This is a genomic window from Arthrobacter sp. UYP4 (assembly GCF_057291175.1).
This window is the reverse complement of the sequence record NZ_JBXAVU010000003.1, coordinates 103550-123762: the sequence shown is the minus strand read 5'-3', so window position 1 is coordinate 123762 and position 20213 is coordinate 103550. Positions and strand designations below refer to the sequence as shown.

Sequence of the window (20213 nt, the reverse complement as noted above, 5' to 3'; positions counted from 1 at the left end):
GCGTGGGCCGGGGACGTTCGGTCAGGGGCCGGGCGTGGGGGCCGGCGCCGGCACCCAGACGAGGCGCGGGGCGTCCTCATCCGCCGGGCGCAGGCCCAGGTCCTGGGGGGACGCGTAGACCGGCATGGCTTTGGCGGTGAGCGCCTCGGGGCGCGAGAAGTCCAGCGGCGGTCCTGCGAGCCCTTCACCGGGACCCAGCGAGACGGAGCGAAGCGCCTCGCCGACCTCCGACGGATCGCCGCTGCCGGCAAGGGCGACCGCCCGCACCAGGGCGACGACGGCGTCGTGGCTGGCCGCGTCGGCTGCCCAGGCATCAGCGGAGAACGGGGCGTCACCGGTCAGGTTCTTGACGTCGGCGTCGCCCGCCGCCAGGCGCACGGCGGACAGGAAGGCGGACATCCCGCGCCCCTGGGCGTCCTGCTGCAGGGCGGCGCTGTCGCCGGCGGACGGCGCGATGCCGACCAGCTGCCCTGAGGCGGTCCCGTCGAGATCGGAGAGCGCGGAGGCGAAGTCCGGGGCGGTCGCGCCGTCGGGCAGGATCAGGGGTACGGAGACGTTCCGGGACTGCAGGGCCTGGACCAGACGGGCCAGCCGCTGCGGAGTGGCGGCGGAGACGACCACGGCGTCCGCGGAACCGGTGGCTCCCGTGGACCCGTTGCCCGCGGGGGCGTCCGGCGCGCGCTGCTGGTCGCCGGTGAGGATGGCGGCTTCCTGTCCCAGGCCCGTCACGTCGTCGAAGTCCTGGAGGTCGAGGGTCTGCGCGATCGGTACCGACGCAGGGGTGGGGCCGCCGTCGGTGACGAGCAGGACGCTGGTCCTGCCGTTCACCGCCGTCCGGAGGGCCACGTCGACGGAGCTGCGGGACGGCATCGTGGTCCAGAGGGACGGCGCTGCCTCCGCCGGCTGCGCGTACGGCAGGATCGCCGGGAGTCCGAGCTTCGAAGCGGCCTGGGCCGCCGCCCGGGCCTGCGTGCCCGAACTCGCGATGACGACGCCGGACACGCCCTGCTCGGCGAGTGCCTGGACGGCGGCGCGTGCGCCGTCCTCGGTCCCGCGGTCGTTCGCGGTGGGGAGGGTGAGGGCGGCGCCGCCCTGGGCGAAGCGCTGTGCGGCGACGACTGCGCCCTGAGCCGCCCGGTTGTACTCGGAGCCGGGCTCGCCGGACTGGCCGAACGTCAGGACGACGCCGATGGTCAGGTCCTCGGGCAGGCCTTCGGCCTGCAGCGCCACGGGAACGGTTGCGGCCACGGGGTCGGGCCGGATGGCCTCGGCGGGGCGATTCACCACCGCGGTCAGGGCGATCACGGCCGCGACGACGAGGGCAGCCCCGACGACGAGCAGCGTCATGAGTCTGGTGCGCGGGCTCATACGCCGGCGTCGATCGTCAGGGTGTACAGGGTCTGCGACGTCGCGCCCTCCGGCACCTCGAGGTGGAAGGGCGGCAGTTCCTCGACGGCCGCGAGGGAGGCCTTGAACTGTGCCTGGCGCAGCAGCAGCCCGTCCACGTCCCGTGAGCGGATGTTGGTGTACCCCTCGGCGTTCTGGGAGGCGAGGGCCAGCTGGAAGTCGGCGGTGTCGGCCTTGGCTGCGCTGGTGGCCATGGAGCCGAGGAGGCCGGAGCCGTTCACCGTGCGGTCGCCGAGATCGAGCATCACGTTGTTGAGGCTCGACGCCAGCAGTGCGCTCGCGCCCTCGACATCGCGGGTGGAACCGGACGTGCTGGAGGCGATGTTCGCGAGCGAGGACCGGGTGCTCCTGTCGAGGCTCGCGGCCAGGGCGTCGCCGCGCTCGTTCAGTTCGTTGCGCTGCTTGTCCACCGTCCCGCCGGCCTCGGTCACGACGTCGTCCGAGGTCGCTTTCAGGCCGGTGATGGAGCGGTCGAACGCCGTGATGACGGAGGCGGAGCCAGCGTCGCCGATCTCGGCGACCTCCCGCACCTGGTCGTCGACGAGCTTCGAGATCTCGGTGGAGGTCTCCTTCGAGACGTCGCGGAGGGACTCCCTGATCTCGACGCCGAGTTCGTCCTGCTGCTCCTGCAGCCCCTCGAGGCTCTGGGCCACCAGGTCGGAGGAGCCGATCGCTTCGACGAGCACCACCTTGAGGGCTTCGAGTTCGTCGCGGGTGCTGCTGACGTCTTCCGTCGCGGCCTCGTCCAGCTTCTTCACGGCCTCGTCGATCGCGTCCAGCCCGGAGTCGTTGCCGGTGATGGCTTCGTCCAGGTCGTCGAAGGCCCTGGAGATCTTCTGATCCGGGTCCGTGGTGTCGACGGCGTCGAGGACCGAGTCCCAGGCGGTGGCCTGCTCACGGAGCCGGACGTCCAGCGGGTCCGCGAAGTCGCGGGGCGGGATCAGGTCCAGCACGGGAAGCGCCTCGACCGTCGTCCGGAGGTGCACAGCGCTGTCCATCGTGGGGCCCGTCGTGGACCCGTCCGTTGCGAATCCGTCCGTTGCCGGTTCGTCCGTTGCCGGTACGTCCGTCGTGGACCCGCCTGGCGACGGCTTGTCTGCGGAGGGATCGCCCGGCGTCACGGTGGGCGTCGGCGTTGGGATGATCGTGGGGGAGGGCGTGGGCTCGGATTCGGTGGGCTCGGGCTCGGGCTCGGGCTCGGGCTCGGGCTCGGGCTCTGGCTCGGAGTCGGACGGCTCGCAGGGCATGGACGTCAGGTAGGAGCGCAGCTCCTCCACCTCGTCCGTGGAGAGCCGGCCCCTCCGGGGAGAATCGCCTTCGGCCAGCTCGCACAGCTCGTCGGCGAGCTGCTGGGTCTGTTGCGTCATCGAGCCGTCCCGCCGTGAGCCGTCGACCAGTTCGCCTCTGGCTTCCTCCGCTGTCTCGCTGATGGCCTTCAGCTTGTCCCGGAGACCATCGACGCTGTCGCGGGCCACCTCCGAGGCATCGCGGGTCGCGGCGACGGACTTCCGGGCGGACGTGATCGCGTTCCTCACCGCTGCGAGGGCCGTCGCGTAGTCCTCATCGTCCGCGGCACCGGCGAGCAGCGTCTCGAGGTCCGCATCCACCTGCTCCAGCGCGTTCGTGGAACTCTCCTGGTCGGCGATCGCGTTCTCGATCATCTGCGGCTGCAGGCCCGCGACGAGCGCGTCGCCCTTCGCCTTGAGGCCCAGCAGGGCAGCCGTGACGGTCGTTGCGGAACTGCGCAGCGAACAGGTCACCGAGCCCTGTTCGGCGCACTCCTCCGGTGTCGGGTTCTCCGGGCCCACCGTGATCCTGAGGGAGTCGGCGACGGAGTCGCGGCAGTCTGCGCTGACTTTTGCATAGGCATCGAGCTGCGCCGCCATCGTCAGGATGCTGGAGTAGACGGTGGCCGTCTGGCCCGGCTTCGGCACCTCGGCGGAACAGCCGTCGCCGGAGATCGGGACCGTGGGGGGCACGGCCGACGTGTCGCCCAGCATCGCGTCCACTGCGGACACGGTCTGCTGCAGCTGGGACATCGTCGTGGACTGCGTCGCGTTCGTCGCAGCTTCCAGGTCCCCACTGAGGACCTGCAGCTGCTCCTTCAGGTCCAGCATCGTCCGGGCCAGGGCCTGGGAGTTGTCGCGCAGTTCACCGGCAGTCTCGACGCCCAGGGTCTCGGCGGTGGTTTCGAGGTTCTGCCGGACGTCCGTGATGGTGGATCCTGCCTTGGTCAGCACGATGTTCACGTCGGAGACCAGGGAGATGGTGCGCCGCTGCAGATCGAGTTCGGACCCCGTACCCGAGGAGAATGCGCTGGTGACCACGCCGTCGGCGCTCAGATCGTTGTTCAGGCCCGGCTGCACCGCCAGATCGAATGCGGGCACCTGGAAGTCCTCGACGTCGGCCACGAGGCGCAGAGTGGTACTGGCTCCGGAGCGTGGCGGGGCCAGGACCGTGGCCCACTGCACGACCGCGGAGCCGTCCTTCGTGCTGCTCAGAACCCCGTTGGTGCCCGTCGAACCGTCCGCGGAGCCCGGGGTGACGTCGTCCGCCCGTACGCCCTCCAGCTTCGTCGATGCGGCGATCGTCAGCGGAGCACCGACGAGGGCGGTGTCGGAGCGGGTCTGGCCCGCCGCGTCGTACTCGATGGCCTGTGGCTTGACGGTGAGGTTCTCGAGTGTCAGGTCTATCTCGACCGGGCCGGTGTGTCCCTGGAGATCCGTGAGATCGGACCCGGACCTGTTCCCGGCCCGGTACTGGAGGCTCACCCGCACCGGCAGCTCGCCCACCGTATCGGCGGTGTTGTACTCCGTGTCCTTCGCAGAGGACTCGCCGGTCGCGGTCACCGAGATGGTGGTTCCCTCGATCGTCTCCACGCCTGCGGCAGGGGAGAGGTTCACACGCACGGTCTGCAGGAGCTTGACCGGGTCCGACACCGGCTCCGGGTCGGGGGTGGGTGTGCACGACGTCGTCGCGATCAGTCCCACGGCAACGAGGACGGCACTCAGCCCCCGACCGGGCGCGCCGAGGCGCCTCGGGTTGTGCTGGTGCATGCGAGACCGTGTGGCCATGATCGTCCCCAATTCCGTTCGGTGCCTTGAGCATCATACGTGCGGGCGAACGCATTCTTCGTCCGGCACTCCTGCGGTTGTTGCGGACGTTTCAGGCGACGTTCACTCCGGTAGTGGCTTTTACGAATTGGTATTGGTAGCGTCACGAGCGTCCGCTCGCCGGTCGTTCAGCCCGGCATTGAAGCGGTTGTCTCTTGGGGAGGATATTTTTCATGTCGCGTGTGTTGTCTACCGAGCAAGCGAAGGCTGCTATCGGCCAGGTCCAGTCGATCATCAATGGTGGTTTCACCGATCAGATCTCGGCGCTGGATGCGCAGGGCAGGATCCTGTCGGACCCGAATATCTGGGACGGGCCGCTGGCCTCGCAGTTCCGGGGTTCGACGTGGCCGGAGACGAAGGCCGCCCTGGACAAGGCCAAGCAGGAACTGGAAGAGCTGCGGACGCAGCTGCAGAAGATCTCGCAGGACATTTTCTCCGCCGGCGGCGGCGCCTGAGTACGCATTCGCCGATATTGAGTACGCATTCGCCGATATGAGGTGAGGTGATCGCGCCGCTGGATCGAGCGGCGCGATCACCTCATCGGTGCGGATCAGTTCCACCGGCCCGTATTTCTCCCGACCCGGGTTCTTTGCGTTTTCCACCGGCCTGAGGTGATTTCCGGGCCGGCGGGGTTCTACGGTCTCTTTCGGGTGTGGGATGCCGTCCGGCAATGTCGGCGGCTGGTCGTTTTTCGGTTCTTTCTGCTGTTTGTTGCTTCTGGGGGGCGTTGGTTGTGACCGATTTCGTTGAGGTGCCGTTGTTGCCGGTATCGGATGCGTCCGATGGCGGGCGGTTCGATTACGGGGTGGCGGGAACGGTGAAGTCGGCGTTCGAGTCCGCGGCGTCCCGGCTCGAGGAGCAGTCGGCGACCCGGGCTTCCTATGTCTCGACGGCGAGAGAGGATTTCAAGGGTCGGTTCTCGGAAATCTTCCAGGCGAATGCGACAACGGCGGCCAGTGACGCAACAGCGTTGGCGGCGGCGTTGCGGACGGTCGCCGGGTATGTAGGGCAGATGATCGACGCCGGTCATGAGGAGGACACCCGGCGGAAGAAGAACAACGAGTGGGTGCGCGAGCACAACGACCGCAACGGTTTCGAGCAGTTCGGCGACTGGTTGTTCGGCGAGGAGGCTCGCCCGAACATGGATCCCGGCAGCGCTCCCTCGTTCGCGCCGGCGTCTGCCTCGACGGGTTCCCGCCAGACACCTGCGCCCGGTGGCGGTGGGTACGGGGGCGGGACGTCCTCGGCCCGGCCGGAGCACCTGCGCACCTTCGCGACCAACGCCCGTGGACTGGACGAGGGTCTGTCCTCGGCGCCGGGCGCCCTGTCCGGGCACCTGTCCTCGTTCGCGTCGAGCTGCTACTGGGGGACCATCGAGGCCTCCGGTGTGATCAGTGCCTACCGCGAGTATCTGCGGGCGAATGAGAACGATGCGGTGTGGGCGGTCACGGTTGCTGACGCGTTCGCCGCGGCCGGTGGCGAGGGTGCCGTCTCGACGGTGTCGGATGCGGGCCTGGCCGAGGCACTGGCCGCGGCCGGGGTCAGCGCGTCCCGGTCGGCGTTGAGCATCGACCCGCCGACGGCGGCGGGCGCGATGCCGACCAGCGGGTATGCGAATGATCCTGTGAACACCGCGACCGGGAACTTCATCGAGCCCGAAACAGACCTCGGGTTCACCGGCCTGGCCTCGAACCTGGTGCTCTCACGGATGTACAACTCGCTGGGCTCGGGCCTGGTGGTGCCGGGGGTGTTCGGTCCAGGCTGGGCTTCAGTGCTGGACCAGCACCTGAGCCTCTCGGACGAGGGTGCCCGCTGGGTGCTGGCCGACGGCCGGGCCGTCGACTTCCCCCGCGAGGGCACCGGCTGGGGCCGGGCCGTGGGCGAGAACTACTGGCTCACCCGCGAACCCGCCACCTCTGCGGACCTGACGGAACTCGACTCCGTGTCTGACGGCGTGCATGCATCCTCCGAGTTGCTGGTGGTCCGCAACAACCAGGGCGGATGGTGGGCCTACTCCCTCGCCGGTTTCTGGTTGGGGGCCGGGTCCGGACCTGGCCGGACTGTCTCGGTGATCCGCGAAGAACCGGCTGACCTTCGCCTGCCCGACGGCGGGAGCGTGACTGTGGGTGCTGCACCTGCCGGCGGTGCTGCCGATGACGGGGTGTCGGCTGGCGGGCCCGCCGGTGGTGTGCCGCTGGTGGCCCGGTTGTCGCATGGGCGGGGGCGTTTCCTGGAGATCGACTACGTGGAGGGGCGTGCCGCCGTGGTGCGGTCCTCGGACGGGCGTCGGGTGGAGTACGGGTACGACGACGCCGGCCGTCTGGTCGGCGTGACCACCGAGACGGGGACCCGGTCGTATCGGTGGAACGAGCAAGGCCTGATCGACGCCGTGGTCTCCGCGGCAGGGGTTGTGGAGGCGGAGAACACGTATGACGAGCAGGGCCGGGTGATCCTGCAGGTCACGCAGCACGGGCGGCGGGTCCGGTTCGCGTACCTGCCGGGCCGGGTCACCGTCGTCTCGGACGAGGACGGCACTCGGTCCAACTCGTGGGTGGCGGATGCGAAGGGCCGCCTGGTCGGGGTCCTCGATTCGGAGGACCGGCGCCAGTCCATGGCCTACGACAGGCACGGGAACCTGGTGTCCCTGACCGAGCGCGACGGCTCCGTCACGGTGCACGCCTATGACGAGCGGGGCCGCAGGATCCGGACGGTGACCCCTGAGGGCGCGGACCTGACCTACGGGTGGGACGAGCACGACCGGATCACCACCCTGGTCACCGCCACCGGGTCCGTGGTCAGCTACGACTATCCCGATGGGATCACCCGGGACCCGTGCGTGGTGCACGACCCCCTGGGCGGCCGGACGATGCTGGAGTGGGATGACGGCCAGCTGGTGCGGGTCACGGACCCGGTCGGCGTGAGCGTCGGCTTCGAGTACGACGGGTTCGGGGACCTGGTCGCCACCCGCAACGCTGTCGGGGATGTTGCCCGGATCGTCCGGGACCAGGCCGGGCGTCCGGTGACGGCGATCAGCCCGTCCGGGGCCGCAACCCGGTTCGGCTATGACGCGGCGGGTCTGCTGGTCCGCCGTGAGGATCCGGACGGGGCGGTGTGGTCCTTCGAGCACGACCCGGCTGGACGGATGACGGCGTCGGTCGCCCCGGACGGGGGCCGGACCGAGCTGGAGTACGGGCCGACGGGGGACCTGGTCCGCACCACCGACCCCCTCGGGCGAGTGATCGAGCGGGTGGTGGATGAGCTCGGCAACGTGACCGCGGCGGTGCTGCCCGACGGCGGCTCCTGGGGGTTCTCCCATGACGCGATGTCGCGGCTGGTCGGGATCACGGATCCGGCCGGCCATGACTGGGTCCGCGAATACGACAGGGTCGGTGCGTTGACCGCGGTCGTGGATCCGACCGGAGTCCGCACCGACACCACCACCGACCGGACGGCGGGGACGGCGACGATCACGGACGCCTTCGCATCCGCGACCTACACCTTCGATGCGTACGGGCGGCCCACGAAGGTGGCCGGCGCGGACGGGTCGGCGGAGCTCATCACGTATGACGCGGCCGGGAACCCGGTGGAACTGCTCGACGGGGAGGGCGGCTTCACTATCCTGGGCCGGGATGCGGCGGGGAAGATCACCTCCATCACCTCGCCCGTCGGCGCGGTGACCCGGTACGAGTACGACGCGTGCGGGCGGCCGTGGAAGACCACCGACCCGACCGGCGCGACCACCGTGCTGGCGTATGACGCCGATCAGAGGGTTGCTTCCCGGACCCTGCCCACGGGTGAGGTCGAGTCCTTCACCTATGACGCGTGCGGCAGGTTGATCCTGCGCCGCACCCCCGGCAACGGGACCGCCCGGTACGGGTACGACGGGTGCGGGCGCCTGACGTACTCGCAGGACACCTGGTACGGGACCCGCCGCTTCACCTACAACACCGCCGGAGAGCTCACCTCCACCATCAACGGGGTCGGTGGAAAGACGTACTTCGCCTACGACGCCCGGGGACGCCTGGTCCGGATCACCGACCCCCTCGGCGGGGTCACCACCCGCACCTACACCGCCACCGACCAGGTCGATTCGGTGACGGATCCGCTGGGGCGGGTCACAACCGCGACCTACGACCCGGCCGGGTGGCAGCTGTCCCAGACCGACCCCGAGGGCCACACCACCATCTGGACCTATGACACCGCCGGCCAGGAGGAAAGTACGTCGGTCGACGGAAGGCTGATCGCCTCCGTCGACCGCGATGCCCTGAACCGGCGCATCGTCATCACCGACCACACCGGGAACGTCGGCGCCGGTGCGGGTGCTGACGGGCTGGTCGTGGATCACGAACTCGGCTTCAATCGGCGCGGGCAGCTCACCTCCCGCACCCGGGGAGGGCAGGGCTTGTCGTGGGCGTACGACGCCGACGGCCACCGGACCAGCTTCACCGACGCCCGCGGCACGACCACCACCTACACCCACGACCCCGCCGGACGGCTCACCACCGTCACCAACCCGTTGTTGGGCGACGCGGTGTTCACCCACGACGCGTCCGGCCGCCTGACCCGCGTCACCGCCGGGAACCTCGCCCAGGAATGGACCTACCGCAACGGCACCCTGACCGAGCACACCCGCACAACTTCCTCCACCCGCGAGGGACGCGCCGATTACGTGGGCCGCTCTGACAGTGCCTCGAGCAATACCGCGGGCACGGATGTGACGCTGATCGGTCGGGACGACGACGGGCGGATCACCGCCCTGACCCGCGCCGGGGTCATCACCCGCTACGGGTACGACGGAGCCGGGCAGATGATCATCGCCACTACCACGCCCGTCAGGAGCGTGGACGCGTCCGCATCAGATCCGGCGCCTGACGCCTCATCGGCAGCGGGGCGGGAGCAGCTGCCGGCAGTGGCCTCGGAGTGGGAGTACGACGCCGGTGGACGCCTGATCCGCGAGAGCACCCCCGCGGGGACACGGGTGTTCGATTACGACGCCGCGGGTCAGCTCCTCGCCATCACCGGCCCCGACGGGTCCCGGACGGAGTTCATCCACGACGGGCTGGGTCGGCGCACCCGCCTCATCGGCGTCGACGGGTCCTGGACCGAATACGCCTGGGGCCCCACCGGCCAGCTGAAGAGCACCTGTGAGCGCACCCCCGACGGGGGTGTCACGTCCCGACACGAGCTGTGGGTCGACGCGCTCGGCGAGCTCGCCGGCATCGACGGCACGCGCCTCTGGTGGGACACCGCCAACCCCATCCCCACCCTCACCGACATCACCCCATTCAGTGACAGCATCGCGGGGGCAGGGACCACCGGCATCGCTGGTGTTGGTGGTGGGCAGGTGCTGTCCCTGCCCGGCGGCGTCACCGGGATCGGCGACGCCTGGACCGCGTCGGGATGGCGGGCCGCCCGTCCCACCGACGAGACCGACCCCTGGGCAGCTCTCGGCACCCCCATCATCCCGACTCCCGCTGGGATGACCGGGGCCGGCACTGCCGGACTCGATGCCAGCGCGGGGCCGGCCGGGGTGCTGCCGGCGGGTGTCGGCCTCACCGGTCATGGTGGTGTGGGCGTCGCGGGCCTGGAATGGCTCGGCGCACGCGCTTACGATCCGGCGACCAGGGGCTTCCTCTCCACCGACCCGCTAGCCCCGGTCCTGGGCGCGGGCTGGGACGGCAACCCCTACGCCTACGCCGGCAACAACCCACTGAACACCACCGACCCCACCGGGTTGAGGCCTCTCACCGACGATGAACTGAAGGCCTACGACGGTTCCACCGGCGGTGCCATCGCCGCCGCCGGGGATTGGCTCGGAGACAACTGGGAATACGTCGTCGGAGGTGCGGCCATCGTGGGCGGAGCGGCGTTGCTGTTCGTCCCGGGTGGGCAGGTCGTCGGAGCGGGACTGATCAGTTTCGGCGCCGACGTTGTGATCCAGAAGGCCACCACCGGTGACGTGAACTGGGGGCAAGCCGCCATCTCCGGTGGTCTTGGCATGGTCGGTGGCGGAGTAGGTATGGCGGCCGGCAGGATGGTCAGCAACCCCGTGGCCCGGGTGGCGGTCGCGAACGGTGTCGAGGGGGCGATCAGTGGAGCGGGCGCGTACGTTGCCGGGCCCGGACCTCACACTCCAGCGGGTCTCGCGCGGGCCACCGCTATAGGCGGCGGCACTGGAGCCATTCCGTTGGGTGGTGCCGCCCAGAAGGTCCGACTACCAGCCCCGCCAGTGACGAGACTCGCCGATCTTGCGCCCAACCCCTACGCGGGAGTGCAGGACGCGTCTGCGTGGCTGCAGAAGCTTGGAGTTCCTCGCGAATACAGGAAAGAGGCTCTGCAGTCATTCCAGCCGGGAACGGTATCGTTGGAGGTTGCTGGCTCCGCGCAGTACGGACTGCGATTCTTCGGTGGCGGGTCTGAGGCACTCGGCCGATACATAACGCCTAACCTCCCTGCCACCAGGAGTGATCTGGCTCTGCCGTCTGTGAACACGATGGAACGGTTGGCGCAATTCAGGATTACCGAAGGTTCCGAGTACATATCCGGGAGGGTTGGTCCCAACTTCGGGTATCCAGGCGGCGGCATTCAGTATTATGTCCCCGACCCCAACGTCTTGGTGAGAGTGGAGTGATGACCGTGGACTTGAGTAGCCTGCTGGCCTCTTTGGGGGAAGAATTGGCGCTCGACACTGGAAAACGCGCAACCAGCGCGTCCGACGCGTCTCTTGAATCCGTCATAAGTCTACTTCGAAGAGCTGAAATCTCGGCAGGAGCGGGCCAATCCGAACGAGTTCGAGAACTGTTGGACTCAGCCGCGCGTCAGGTATCGGATTCCTGGTCGTTCAAGTCGAGCTTAGGCAAAGAGATCCTTAGATGTAGTCAAAGGGCTGCTCGCTAGTCTTCGAGCCGGTTCGGGCCGTTCTCGCCACGCTGGACCCGAGATGTCCCGGCCGGCCCACTTCAGCATCCACTGGAATGCAGCTCGGGGAATGCTGCTACCCAAGTGAACCGCACAAAGTCCCAGTGGAAACGTGCTCCCAAGGGCTGCGGCGCCGCAGCCCTTAGGAGGGGCGAGCGGGGATCGGTGGGAAGGGGCATCTGGATTTCCGCCAGGGGTGGCAGCCAGGCAGGGAACTGACCTGTTTATCGCAACGAAGGCCCTGTCGTTTTCGTCTTGATGTAAGTTGCGAAGCCACCGACAGGTACCGCTGATGGGGGCTTATCTCATGAACTCTCCGGCCGGTCTCATACTGGGCTGTTGTTGAGAGCGCGGAATTCGTTGCCGAAAAGACAGAAGTAGCGCCATGGTGAGCGATAGTGTGAGTCCTGGCGCAGGGGATGAGGCCGTACCTGAGGGTTCTCGGGACTGTCATCATCGCTGCTTGCGTCTTCTTCCAAGGGGCGTTCGCGCAAGCGATCCTTGTCGAGGGCGGTTTTTTCGCCGGATAGATCGTCCTGAGCCCACTCATCACTTGTGGGACGGTCGGGTTGGCTGATCAGAGACGATGAAGAGGTTTATGAAACGCACTGCGCATAAAAGCGAGTCGGGGTTGGGATACCTGATCCTCGGCATTGCCATCGCCTGCGGCACTGCTGCGCTGATCGTCCTTGGACAACTCGAGGCGTCGTGGCCCGCATTCACAGCCCTCGCTGCGAGTGTCCTGCTGGGCGCGTGTCTGTTCAGATTCGGGGTGCGTCACGCTTGGTTGGCGCTGCTGTGCTTACTCGGCGCTCTGGCGGTCGGCCTGGTGCTTTTCGTCCGCATCGACGTGGCTGGTTCCGCGGGCATTGCCTGGATAGGAGGGTTCGTGGCCGGGACGCATCTGGGCGTTGCGTGGCGGATCGCAGCGAAGAACAGGAAGCCGGCTCCCGAGCGTGCTGCTTGGACAGTTGGCGGTCGAGGTATGCGCACTGTCGCGGAGGCAAGGGAGGCGGCTGCCGGTGCGTTGCGTGCTCTGGACGGCACGAAGGGCGGGCGGGTGTCCGTCGAGCGGGGTAGCGCGCGGTTCGAGGTGGCCGGTGCCGTGCACCCGGGCTTCATCTGCCATCGCACCACCGACGCCTCCGACGAAGGATCATGGGCGGTCCTGGTGCGCACAGGGCCGGTGCCGGATCAGTCGGTGGAGATACCGATGGGAGGCCCGAAGGGCTTCATGCCTCTGCGGCTCGTTCACGATGTCGAGTCGGTCGAGGAGGCGCTGGGCGACTTCTTCGCGGATCCGGGAGCGTCCTCGTTCGGATCAGAGTGGGAGAAAGGCAACCAGGCCGAGGGCACCCGCCTGCAGGCCCGCTAGTGTCGTTTCGTTGCTGAAAGCTGAAGTGCGGGGAATTGATGGACACCCGTAGACGACGGCCGAGTGCCGATACCCGGGCGTAGGGTGGGGAGCTGACGAAAGGAGCACCCCATGAAGAAGATCCTCATGGTTCTGACCAGCGTTTCCGAGATCGGCGACACGGGGGAGAAGACGGGCTACAACGTGGCCGAGGCTGCACATCCCTGGAAGGTCTTCAAGGACTCCGGGCACTTCGTCGACTTCGCATCGATCAAGGGCGGGCAACCCCCGCGCGACGAGGTGGACACCTCCGATCCCGTGCAGGTGGCCTTCACGGAGGATGAGACCACGCGCGCCGGCCTCTACAACACGGCCCGCGTCGACGTCGTGGATCCCGCCCAGTACGACGCCCTCTACCTCGTGGGAGGGCACGGCACCATGTGGGATTTCCCGGACAGCGAGGGCCTTCAAAAGCTCGTGGCTGCCGTGTACAACGGAGGCGGCCTGGTCGGCGCGGTGTGCCACGGGCCTGCCGGACTGGTGAATGTGGAACTGGACAACGGGTTCCGCCTCGTCGAGGGCCGCACGGTGGCCGCCTTCACCAATGACGAGGAGGTCGCCGCGGGCAAGGACAAGGTCATTCCCTTCTTCCTGGCGGACCGTCTCGAGGAACAGGGTGCAACCCATGTCTTCGCCGACGTCTTCGAGGAGAAGGTCGTGGTCGACGACCGGCTCGTGACCGGCCAGAACCCTGCGTCGGCAGCGGGCGTGGCCAAGGAGATGGAGAAGCTCTTCGCGGTGGTCATCCGCCAGGAGAAAGCCGAGGAACAGCACGAGTCGGAGGCCCTGCGCGCCGAGAAGGATGCGGTCAAGGCCGCGGCGGCCGGCGACGAGGACTGACGTCGGATGGTCTCGTCGGGTGACCCGCGGCGTCCGTTCCGCGGGTCCCCCGACGAGAGTGCGTAGGTCCGGCTACACCGAAGTGACGGGGCCCGGCCTCAGGGCGTCTGCTCGTCCGTCGTGCCCCGTTCCCTCTCGAGGATGGTTCCGGCGATGACGCTTGCCCGCGCAAGGACGTCGAGCTGTGCCGGGTTGTACAGCGACGCGATCGATTCGACGACGGTGTTCCGGGTGACCTCCAGACTTTTCGACAGGTGCTTCCCGGGCTCCGTGAGCCACGGGTAGTTCCTGATCGCATCGACGATGGTTGGTACATAGCGCTCGGCGGGTTCGGCACGTGCTGGTTCGTCGGCGTCAGGGGCCAGCTCGTCGAATTCCCTGCCCGGCGACTCCGGATCCTGCCGGATCATGGACCGCAGATCCTGCATCGCGTCGTCGTCGTACAGCTGGGAGTAGATCAGCATCAGGGACTGGTCCTGCTCGGACAGCCTGGGCGCCACATCCTCGAATCCTGCCGGCACGCCCGTCACGGAGGAGCCCTGGAGGATCGCCTGGATCTCCGCCCTGGCGCGCTGCAGCCTCTCGATGCTCACGGCGAGGTCCGCGTCGATCGACCTCAACGCCTCGAACGATGAATCGCCGTCGAAGGTCACGTCGTCGATCTGGTCGAGCGGGACGTCGAGATCCCGCAGGCGGCGAATCTTCAGGAGACGGACCAGGTGCCTGACCTGGTACTGCTTGTAGCCGTTGGACGTCCTGTCCGGCTGTTCGAGGAGACCGACCTGGTGATAGTGACGCACCGTATTCACCGTCGTCCCTGCCAGCTCGGCGATCTCGCGGGTGCTCCACGCCACTGTCGCCACTCCTTCCGCGTCCTCGTTCGCCGGGTCAGTCGCTGCGTCCGCTGTCCGTCAGCCGGCCCGTGGGGAACCCATCGTCCCACCCGCGGTGGTCGCAGGCTTCGGTCACCACCCGAGGAATCCGACGAGCCCGGCCGCGAGAGCCGCGATGACGCCGGTCCACAGGACGATGGCGATCGCCTGCCAGAACAGGACCCGCTCCTTCCGGACCCCCGATGCTGTGAAGAACGCGGCGGTGAGCTGCGTGGGAAGAGCAAGCGGGGCGAGGAGGCTCGCGCCCGGCACGCCGAATCGGGAGAGCCAGCCCTGCAGGCGGCGCTGCCCCTTCACACGCCGGGCCGATGGAGCAGTGGATGCGGGATCGGCCGGCCCGTCCCCGCCTCCTCGACCGGCGACGACCTTCTCCCGGACACGGGAACTGATCACGACGACGGCGAGCACGCTCAGGAAGTTGCCGATCATGGCAGCGAGCGCCGCCACGACCGGGTTGATCCCGAGGACGATGCCGATTCCGGCAGCACCCTCGCCTTCGATGTAGGGGACCGTTGCGGCGACGGCGACGCCCAGCGGCTGCACGATCTCCGGTAGCTGCTGTACCCACTCCTGCATGCCCTCGTACGGGTTGGCCATGACATTCTCCTTCGTCTCTTCCGGCAGCCGGCGTAGGTTGTCCCACCGCGAGTCAGCGCGTTCTGGTTGTGAAGTCACGAGCGTTGTGCCGGGCTGGATTGCTCCATGTGCTCACCATTGAAGAGGCTGTGCCAGGAACAGGGTCAAGGCGTCGGGACGAGGCATGCGCCACACCGGGGCGTCCACCGCAGCGGATCGGGGGCCGGTGCACTCCGCGCTGCGCAATGTCGCAACGGGCGTGAGGGGAGCAGGCGGTGGCGTCGAGGACATCACTCGATCGACGTTCTACTTCGTCGACTGGACGCCGGAACCGCAGATCCCTTTCCGGGGCGAAGCGAAAGGCCCCCATTCCCTCGTGAAGACGAGGGAATGGGGGCCTTTCAAAGGGCGGTGACGGTGGAGCCGGTGACGGCCCCGACCAAGGGAGCCAGGCCCAAACAAAAGCGGAAGAGGGGCGTGGCCGCCAACTCCGAGTGGTGGACGCGCACCCAGTGGGCGCTGGAGGCCACGCTCTCTGAGAACGAGATGATGAATGGCTACGGTCTCAGAGCGGTGCGCGCTCTAGCAATGAGTGAGGCGGCAAATCTTGAGGAGACGATGATGCTCGATGTTGTCTGGCAAGGATCGTCTACTCGGATGCAAGATGAAGCCATCGAACAACTCCTTGAGGACGCCCGTGAGCTGAAGATCCTTCCAGAGCCACAGAAGGTACCGCCACGCAGTGCAGACATGGACGATACGCCCGAATCGGTCCGTGATACGGCGAGGACTCCTCGCACCCGGTACGGCCCGAATGGGAGGGACCGGGTGCTGAGTGTCCTGCGACGTGAGATCTTGGCGGCAGGGCTCAAAGTAACCCTCGATCGAGAGCTGGGGCGTCCGACCTCGCCCCAGGTGATAAAGCTGTCTCTGTTGGAGCCGCCGCTCGCCAGGCAGGTCCGTGGCGCCGACGATTCCCATGCTGATAGTAGTGGCCCGGAGAGCTAGCGGCACCCGCCGGAGTACCGCATGATGTTTCGCATCCGACGAGTGAGACCATGGGTCTGTGGTCGCTGAAAGCACAGACATTTCTCCTCTAGTGATCCGATGCGAGCACTGGTATGAAGAGCTTGGTCGTTTCGGCGGGTGGCACCACCACGAAGGCCCTCACGCGTGCGACTGGGGGAACCACAATGACGAGTGTCCGTATTGGGCGAGCGTCGGTGGGCGACCGGGCTCCTGCCCTTCAGCCTGACACCGGCGAAAACTCTGCGACCTTTGAAAGCAGCCCGAAGGCTGCAACGTCGTGGACAGAGCTGGTCGAATACCGGTCACGGGTGACCAGAGCTGTGCGGTGACTGGGCGAATAGTGGGCGCCGATGACGCGCTCAAGGACGTCTCGCGTTGATTTAAGTGTGCATTAAGGGTCTGGGGCCATTACTGGTCAGCTTCTCGTTACATCAGGCCCATGATTGGTCCGCAGTTTGCCCGTGACCTGCTGTTGGCTTTCTGACTGGTCGGTCTCAGCCCAAATGCCGCCCGGGATTAGCCCGAGTTAGGGCCAGATGTGGGCTTGGCTGTAGTTCGGCGTACACCTGTGGCCGGATTCTGGTCACAGTCAGCCCACTTGTGGGCTGTATCTGATCAAAGCAGTGAAACTCAGCCGATCAGTCCTTGGCTGTGCTCGGTGCACGCTTGAACGTCGTGGTGAGGAAGCTGATCGCGATGCCAATGAAGTTCAGGGCCAACGCAGGCAAGAGCATCATCGACCCGATGTAGTCCCGCCCATCGATGCCCAGCAGGGGTTTGACGAGGAAAGCGAAGACCGCGTAGAAGACAGCCACGATGGCCAAAGATAAGAGCACAGGAGGTGACCGGGGTTTCCTCACCGGGAGTGCCGCCGTGAACCGGTCGGCATACTCGGCCGGAGCTCCCACCGGGTGCAGACGGGCCACAGCTGGACATCCCCAAAAGAGCAGCAACTTGGCGGAAGATGGTCTAATGCCAAGACGTATCTTCGAAGGTGACTCAGAGGATTACAAGGAAAGCTGGCGCAGAATCCGCGCGCTTCGCTCCAGACCTCCTACCTGGATGCCCGAGAGCCGGACACAACTATTCGTGAGCGCTCTGGAACAGGCTGAACAGCAGTTCAAGGCGGCTGAGCACATCGGTTACGAATCGAGGTCCCTCAACTTGTATTACGGGCTGTCTCAGGCAGGACGGGCGATATCAGCGGCGCTTACACCCACCGATAAAACGACTTCACCTGAGGTGCGGGGGCATGGGCTCAAACTCTTGCACCTAGACAGCCTTAAAGCAGACGCTCTCTTTAGCTGCGAGGTTAGAGGAGACGGCGGAACTGACTCATCATTCAGCAGGCTCGCATGGTTGCTCAATTCAGACCCCCTAAAGACGCCTGTGTCTCTGGCTGCAATTTGGAACATGGTTCTCGAAGTCTCTCTAGATTTCCCACAGCCCAACTACCCCCTTCCGCTCTTCGTCAATCGTGTCTATGACGGTTCGCTTCCAGGGCAGTACAGCCAGCGTCACTTCACGATCCCTCTGAGCGAACAAGACGCAGAGGAGAACGGTGCGGCAATAAAGCGTCAATACCCGGACCTTGAACCGGCCCTACTCGTTACAACCACAGGCAACGGACAGCACATCGATGATGCGGGTGCACGCCTTGATCTAGCAAAGTTTGAGCTTGAGAACTTCGAATCACACCTTCGCGGATACAGGAGGTCCACGGTACTCATGCCGGCGGCCGTTCCAGGACAGAAATCACTGGATCCAATCCTTAGCTGGTGGGTACTGCTCTACGGGCTGTCGATGATCACACGCTACAAGCCCGTTGTGTGGACGCAAGCGGTCGATGTTAACCAATCCCATCACGCAGTGCCGCTGGAGACAGTCCTTTCAAAGGCTAGTGAGGCGCTACCAGACCAGATCCTGTCGCTCCTGAACCGACCACCACGATAGAAGAGCGAGTGCTGAGATGCTGCCGACGCCCGTTTAAGCTATGTCCGCTGCCAGCCGGTGAAGGATGCTTTTATGCGCCGGGCCTCTGCTGATCTGCCTGCTCTTGCAGCTCTTGTAGGGCGCACAAAACAGAGGACATAAGCATCACTGCGACCAACGCATTCCCCTCGGTGTAATGGCCCGTGCTGGCGGCATGGACGGTCACGTGGCGTGACAGCGCCTCGGGTCTTGGCTTGTTCTCATGGGCATACCAGGAGGTGTAAAATACTCCGATGGGAGCAAGAGCCGCTTGGATCCGCACGAGAGTGTATGGAATCTGATCGAAGTTAAGATGTACCTGCTTCTTCACTGTGCCGTAGTTGCTGGAAATTGTCGCGGCAACAGCAGTTTCGGTGACTGTCACGGCAAGGGCCTGGGCCGGTTGATCAAATCCAGCTTCAAGAGCTGCAACAACCCTTTCCGCTAACGGAAGTTGATCCGTAAAGCTGGCGTGTGTGATGCGATGCAAAGATTCGCGGCAGTCGTGTAAAACGTCCTCCCGGTGATCGACCAAGACCTGCAGCCGAGCTATTCGATCGTTCGCAGCGAGCATCGCCGAGATGATTTCTGCCCGCGGCACCCAGACAAGTGGGATGCCTTCGGTATTGAGGATGGACTCCGCTAGATCGAAATCAATGTCCTCAGGCCAGTTGGGTGGGCTGGCTTCAGATATTTTCTCAAAAATCTTACTGAAGTCGGGAATCAGGCTGCTGAAGTCGACTTTCGGCATCTCAATCACACCGATTATCCTGGATATTGAATCCTGATTCGGTAGCGAGCCGAAGAGCTTTGAAACGTCGATCTGTGAAAATGCGCCCAGATTCGTTACATCAATCTTTGGAAATGCGATAGCAGCCAAGTTGGGCGTCTCGACTTTGGGGAAGAGTGCTGACGTGTCCGGCATAACGGGGGAAAATTTCGACATGTCTGGCATCTTGGGGGAATACTTCGATAGGTCTGGCATTTTCGGGAAGAATTTCGACATGTCTGGCATCTTTGGGAAAAATTTTGACATGTCCGGCAATCCGGCTTTTGAGGCCATGAACGGTGTTGATGGCGGCGGATTCTCGTCTGCCGCCATGTCAGCCGATGAAGCCGCTTTCTCGACATCGTCGGGTGTGTCCGCCTCAGATCCCTGCATAGAGCTATCGGGTGTGGGTGTCGTCGAACCCTGTTCTGGCTCCTCGTACTCGTCGTGGTCCTGGTGCTCGCCGTTATTCAATCTGCCCCCAATGGTTGGTCCTAAGTGGAGTTTACCGTCCGGCAGCAGGCGAATCGCTGATTGTGATCACTTCTCTGGCTCACTGTAATCGTGACGTGGTCCAGTCTCACCTACGCAAAGTTGCGGACCAGCCCGGTGACACCCTAGAAGTACCCCGCCCCCTCTGCGTTGGGGGCGGCACAGACCGCCCCGTAAAGAATCCCCTTCCGGGCCATCCGAAATCGATCAGAACGCCCTGAGCTACGCTGCGCTGCATGGATGAAGAGACAACGCCGGCGGATCTGTCGCGCGAGCTCGGCGTAAACGCCAAGAGGATCCGGACCTTTCTGCGGGAGCAGTACGGGCTGCTGTCACCGCATGAGACCCGGTGGTATCTGACCCCCGAGCAAGCCCAAGCTGTCAGAGCGCGCTTCGGCGCCAGCTGACGAGCAGGTCGTCCTATTCGATTCAGCACCAGAAGCGGAGGCGACGGGTGGACAGCGCAGCTGACCAGGTCGATGAGGCACCTCGCTTAGTCAGACCCGCCACCGCATGGGTACTGATGCTTCTGGCCGCAGTCATCGTCCTGCTGCTTCCCGACTGGACTGGTTCCGGCGCTCTTTGCCCTATTTGGATGTTCAGCGTGCCCGTTCTACTCGGCGTCGTCGGAGCGATCTTCGCCTTAAAAGACGGACATCTGTGGTGGGCAGTAATTGCGGCCCTATGGGGCTTCCTGCTGATCCAGGTACTCATCATTGCCACCACCCTCATAAGTGGTCCGTGACGATCGCGGGGGAGGGTTGTGAGGCGTGTTTGGCAACATCAGTTGG

At 65.8% G+C, this 20213-nt stretch carries 14 protein-coding genes; 8 read left to right on the top strand and 6 right to left on the bottom strand.

The features are described 5' to 3' along the window. Positions 1-21: 21 nt before the first annotated feature. Both AC0Z9V_RS12785 and AC0Z9V_RS12780 read right to left on the bottom strand, forming a co-directional pair. On the bottom strand, positions 22-1368 hold the full coding sequence (locus AC0Z9V_RS12785) for a type 1 periplasmic-binding domain-containing protein (RefSeq protein ID WP_485141746.1): 1347 nt from the start codon (positions 1366-1368) through the stop codon (positions 22-24). Further along, a complete protein-coding gene (locus AC0Z9V_RS12780; protein ID WP_485141745.1) occupies positions 1365-4481 on the bottom strand; it encodes a hypothetical protein in 3117 nt (1038 codons plus the stop codon). The genes AC0Z9V_RS12785 and AC0Z9V_RS12780 overlap by 4 nt, the downstream gene beginning before the upstream one ends. 212 nt (positions 4482-4693) lie before the next feature. Here AC0Z9V_RS12780 and AC0Z9V_RS12775 point away from each other — a divergent pair, with 212 nt between their 5' ends. The 4 genes from AC0Z9V_RS12775 to AC0Z9V_RS12760 all read left to right on the top strand — a co-directional run bounded on the left by AC0Z9V_RS12775 (position 4694) and on the right by AC0Z9V_RS12760 (position 13692). Next, positions 4694-4975, top strand: coding sequence for a pyrophosphorylase (locus tag AC0Z9V_RS12775; RefSeq protein WP_133080355.1), 282 nt, complete (start codon positions 4694-4696; stop codon positions 4973-4975). Between the two features lie 278 nt (positions 4976-5253). Then, positions 5254-11151 (top strand): DUF6531 domain-containing protein, encoded by a 5898-nt coding sequence (locus tag AC0Z9V_RS12770; protein WP_485141744.1) that lies wholly within the window; start codon positions 5254-5256, stop codon positions 11149-11151. An 885-nt stretch (positions 11152-12036) separates the two neighbouring features. Beyond that, complete coding sequence (locus tag AC0Z9V_RS12765; RefSeq protein WP_208740507.1) at positions 12037-12813, top strand: hypothetical protein; 777 nt, start codon at positions 12037-12039, stop codon at positions 12811-12813. Between the two features lie 111 nt (positions 12814-12924). Then, complete coding sequence (locus AC0Z9V_RS12760; protein ID WP_208740508.1) at positions 12925-13692, top strand: type 1 glutamine amidotransferase domain-containing protein; 768 nt, start codon at positions 12925-12927, stop codon at positions 13690-13692. Between the two features lie 98 nt (positions 13693-13790). Here AC0Z9V_RS12760 and AC0Z9V_RS12755 read toward each other — a convergent pair whose 3' ends face one another. Together AC0Z9V_RS12755 and AC0Z9V_RS12750 are read right to left on the bottom strand one after the other, a co-directional pair. Next, entirely contained in the window at positions 13791-14546 is a 756-nt protein-coding gene (locus tag AC0Z9V_RS12755) for a MerR family transcriptional regulator (RefSeq protein ID WP_485141743.1), read from the bottom strand. Positions 14547-14657: 111 nt separating this feature from the next. Further along, on the bottom strand, positions 14658-15182 hold the full coding sequence (locus AC0Z9V_RS12750; RefSeq protein WP_485141742.1) for a small multidrug efflux protein: 525 nt from the start codon (positions 15180-15182) through the stop codon (positions 14658-14660). Between the two features lie 456 nt (positions 15183-15638). On the opposite strand from AC0Z9V_RS12750, the gene AC0Z9V_RS12745 reads away from it, so the two are divergent. Then, entirely contained in the window at positions 15639-16169 is a 531-nt protein-coding gene (locus AC0Z9V_RS12745; protein ID WP_485141741.1) for a hypothetical protein, read from the top strand. 659 nt (positions 16170-16828) lie between these two features. Here the strand turns inward: AC0Z9V_RS12745 and AC0Z9V_RS12740 are convergent. Further along, positions 16829-17005, bottom strand: coding sequence for a hypothetical protein (locus tag AC0Z9V_RS12740; RefSeq protein ID WP_485141740.1), 177 nt, complete (start codon positions 17003-17005; stop codon positions 16829-16831). A 1-nt stretch (position 17006) separates the two neighbouring features. On the opposite strand from AC0Z9V_RS12740, the gene AC0Z9V_RS12735 reads away from it, so the two are divergent. Next, positions 17007-18143, top strand: coding sequence for a YaaC family protein (locus AC0Z9V_RS12735; RefSeq protein ID WP_485141739.1), 1137 nt, complete (start codon positions 17007-17009; stop codon positions 18141-18143). A gap of 70 nt (positions 18144-18213) precedes the next feature. Here AC0Z9V_RS12735 and AC0Z9V_RS12730 read toward each other — a convergent pair whose 3' ends face one another. Beyond that, positions 18214-19323, bottom strand: a complete 1110-nt coding sequence (locus AC0Z9V_RS12730; RefSeq protein ID WP_485141738.1) for a hypothetical protein — start codon at positions 19321-19323, stop codon at positions 18214-18216. 335 nt (positions 19324-19658) lie between these two features. Here AC0Z9V_RS12730 and AC0Z9V_RS12725 point away from each other — a divergent pair, with 335 nt between their 5' ends. Together AC0Z9V_RS12725 and AC0Z9V_RS12720 are read left to right on the top strand one after the other, a co-directional pair. Next, positions 19659-19829 (top strand): hypothetical protein, encoded by a 171-nt coding sequence (locus AC0Z9V_RS12725; protein ID WP_485141737.1) that lies wholly within the window; start codon positions 19659-19661, stop codon positions 19827-19829. Positions 19830-19876: 47 nt separating this feature from the next. After that, positions 19877-20167, top strand: a complete 291-nt coding sequence (locus AC0Z9V_RS12720) for a hypothetical protein (RefSeq protein ID WP_485141736.1) — start codon at positions 19877-19879, stop codon at positions 20165-20167. The last annotated feature ends 46 nt before the right edge of the window (positions 20168-20213 follow it).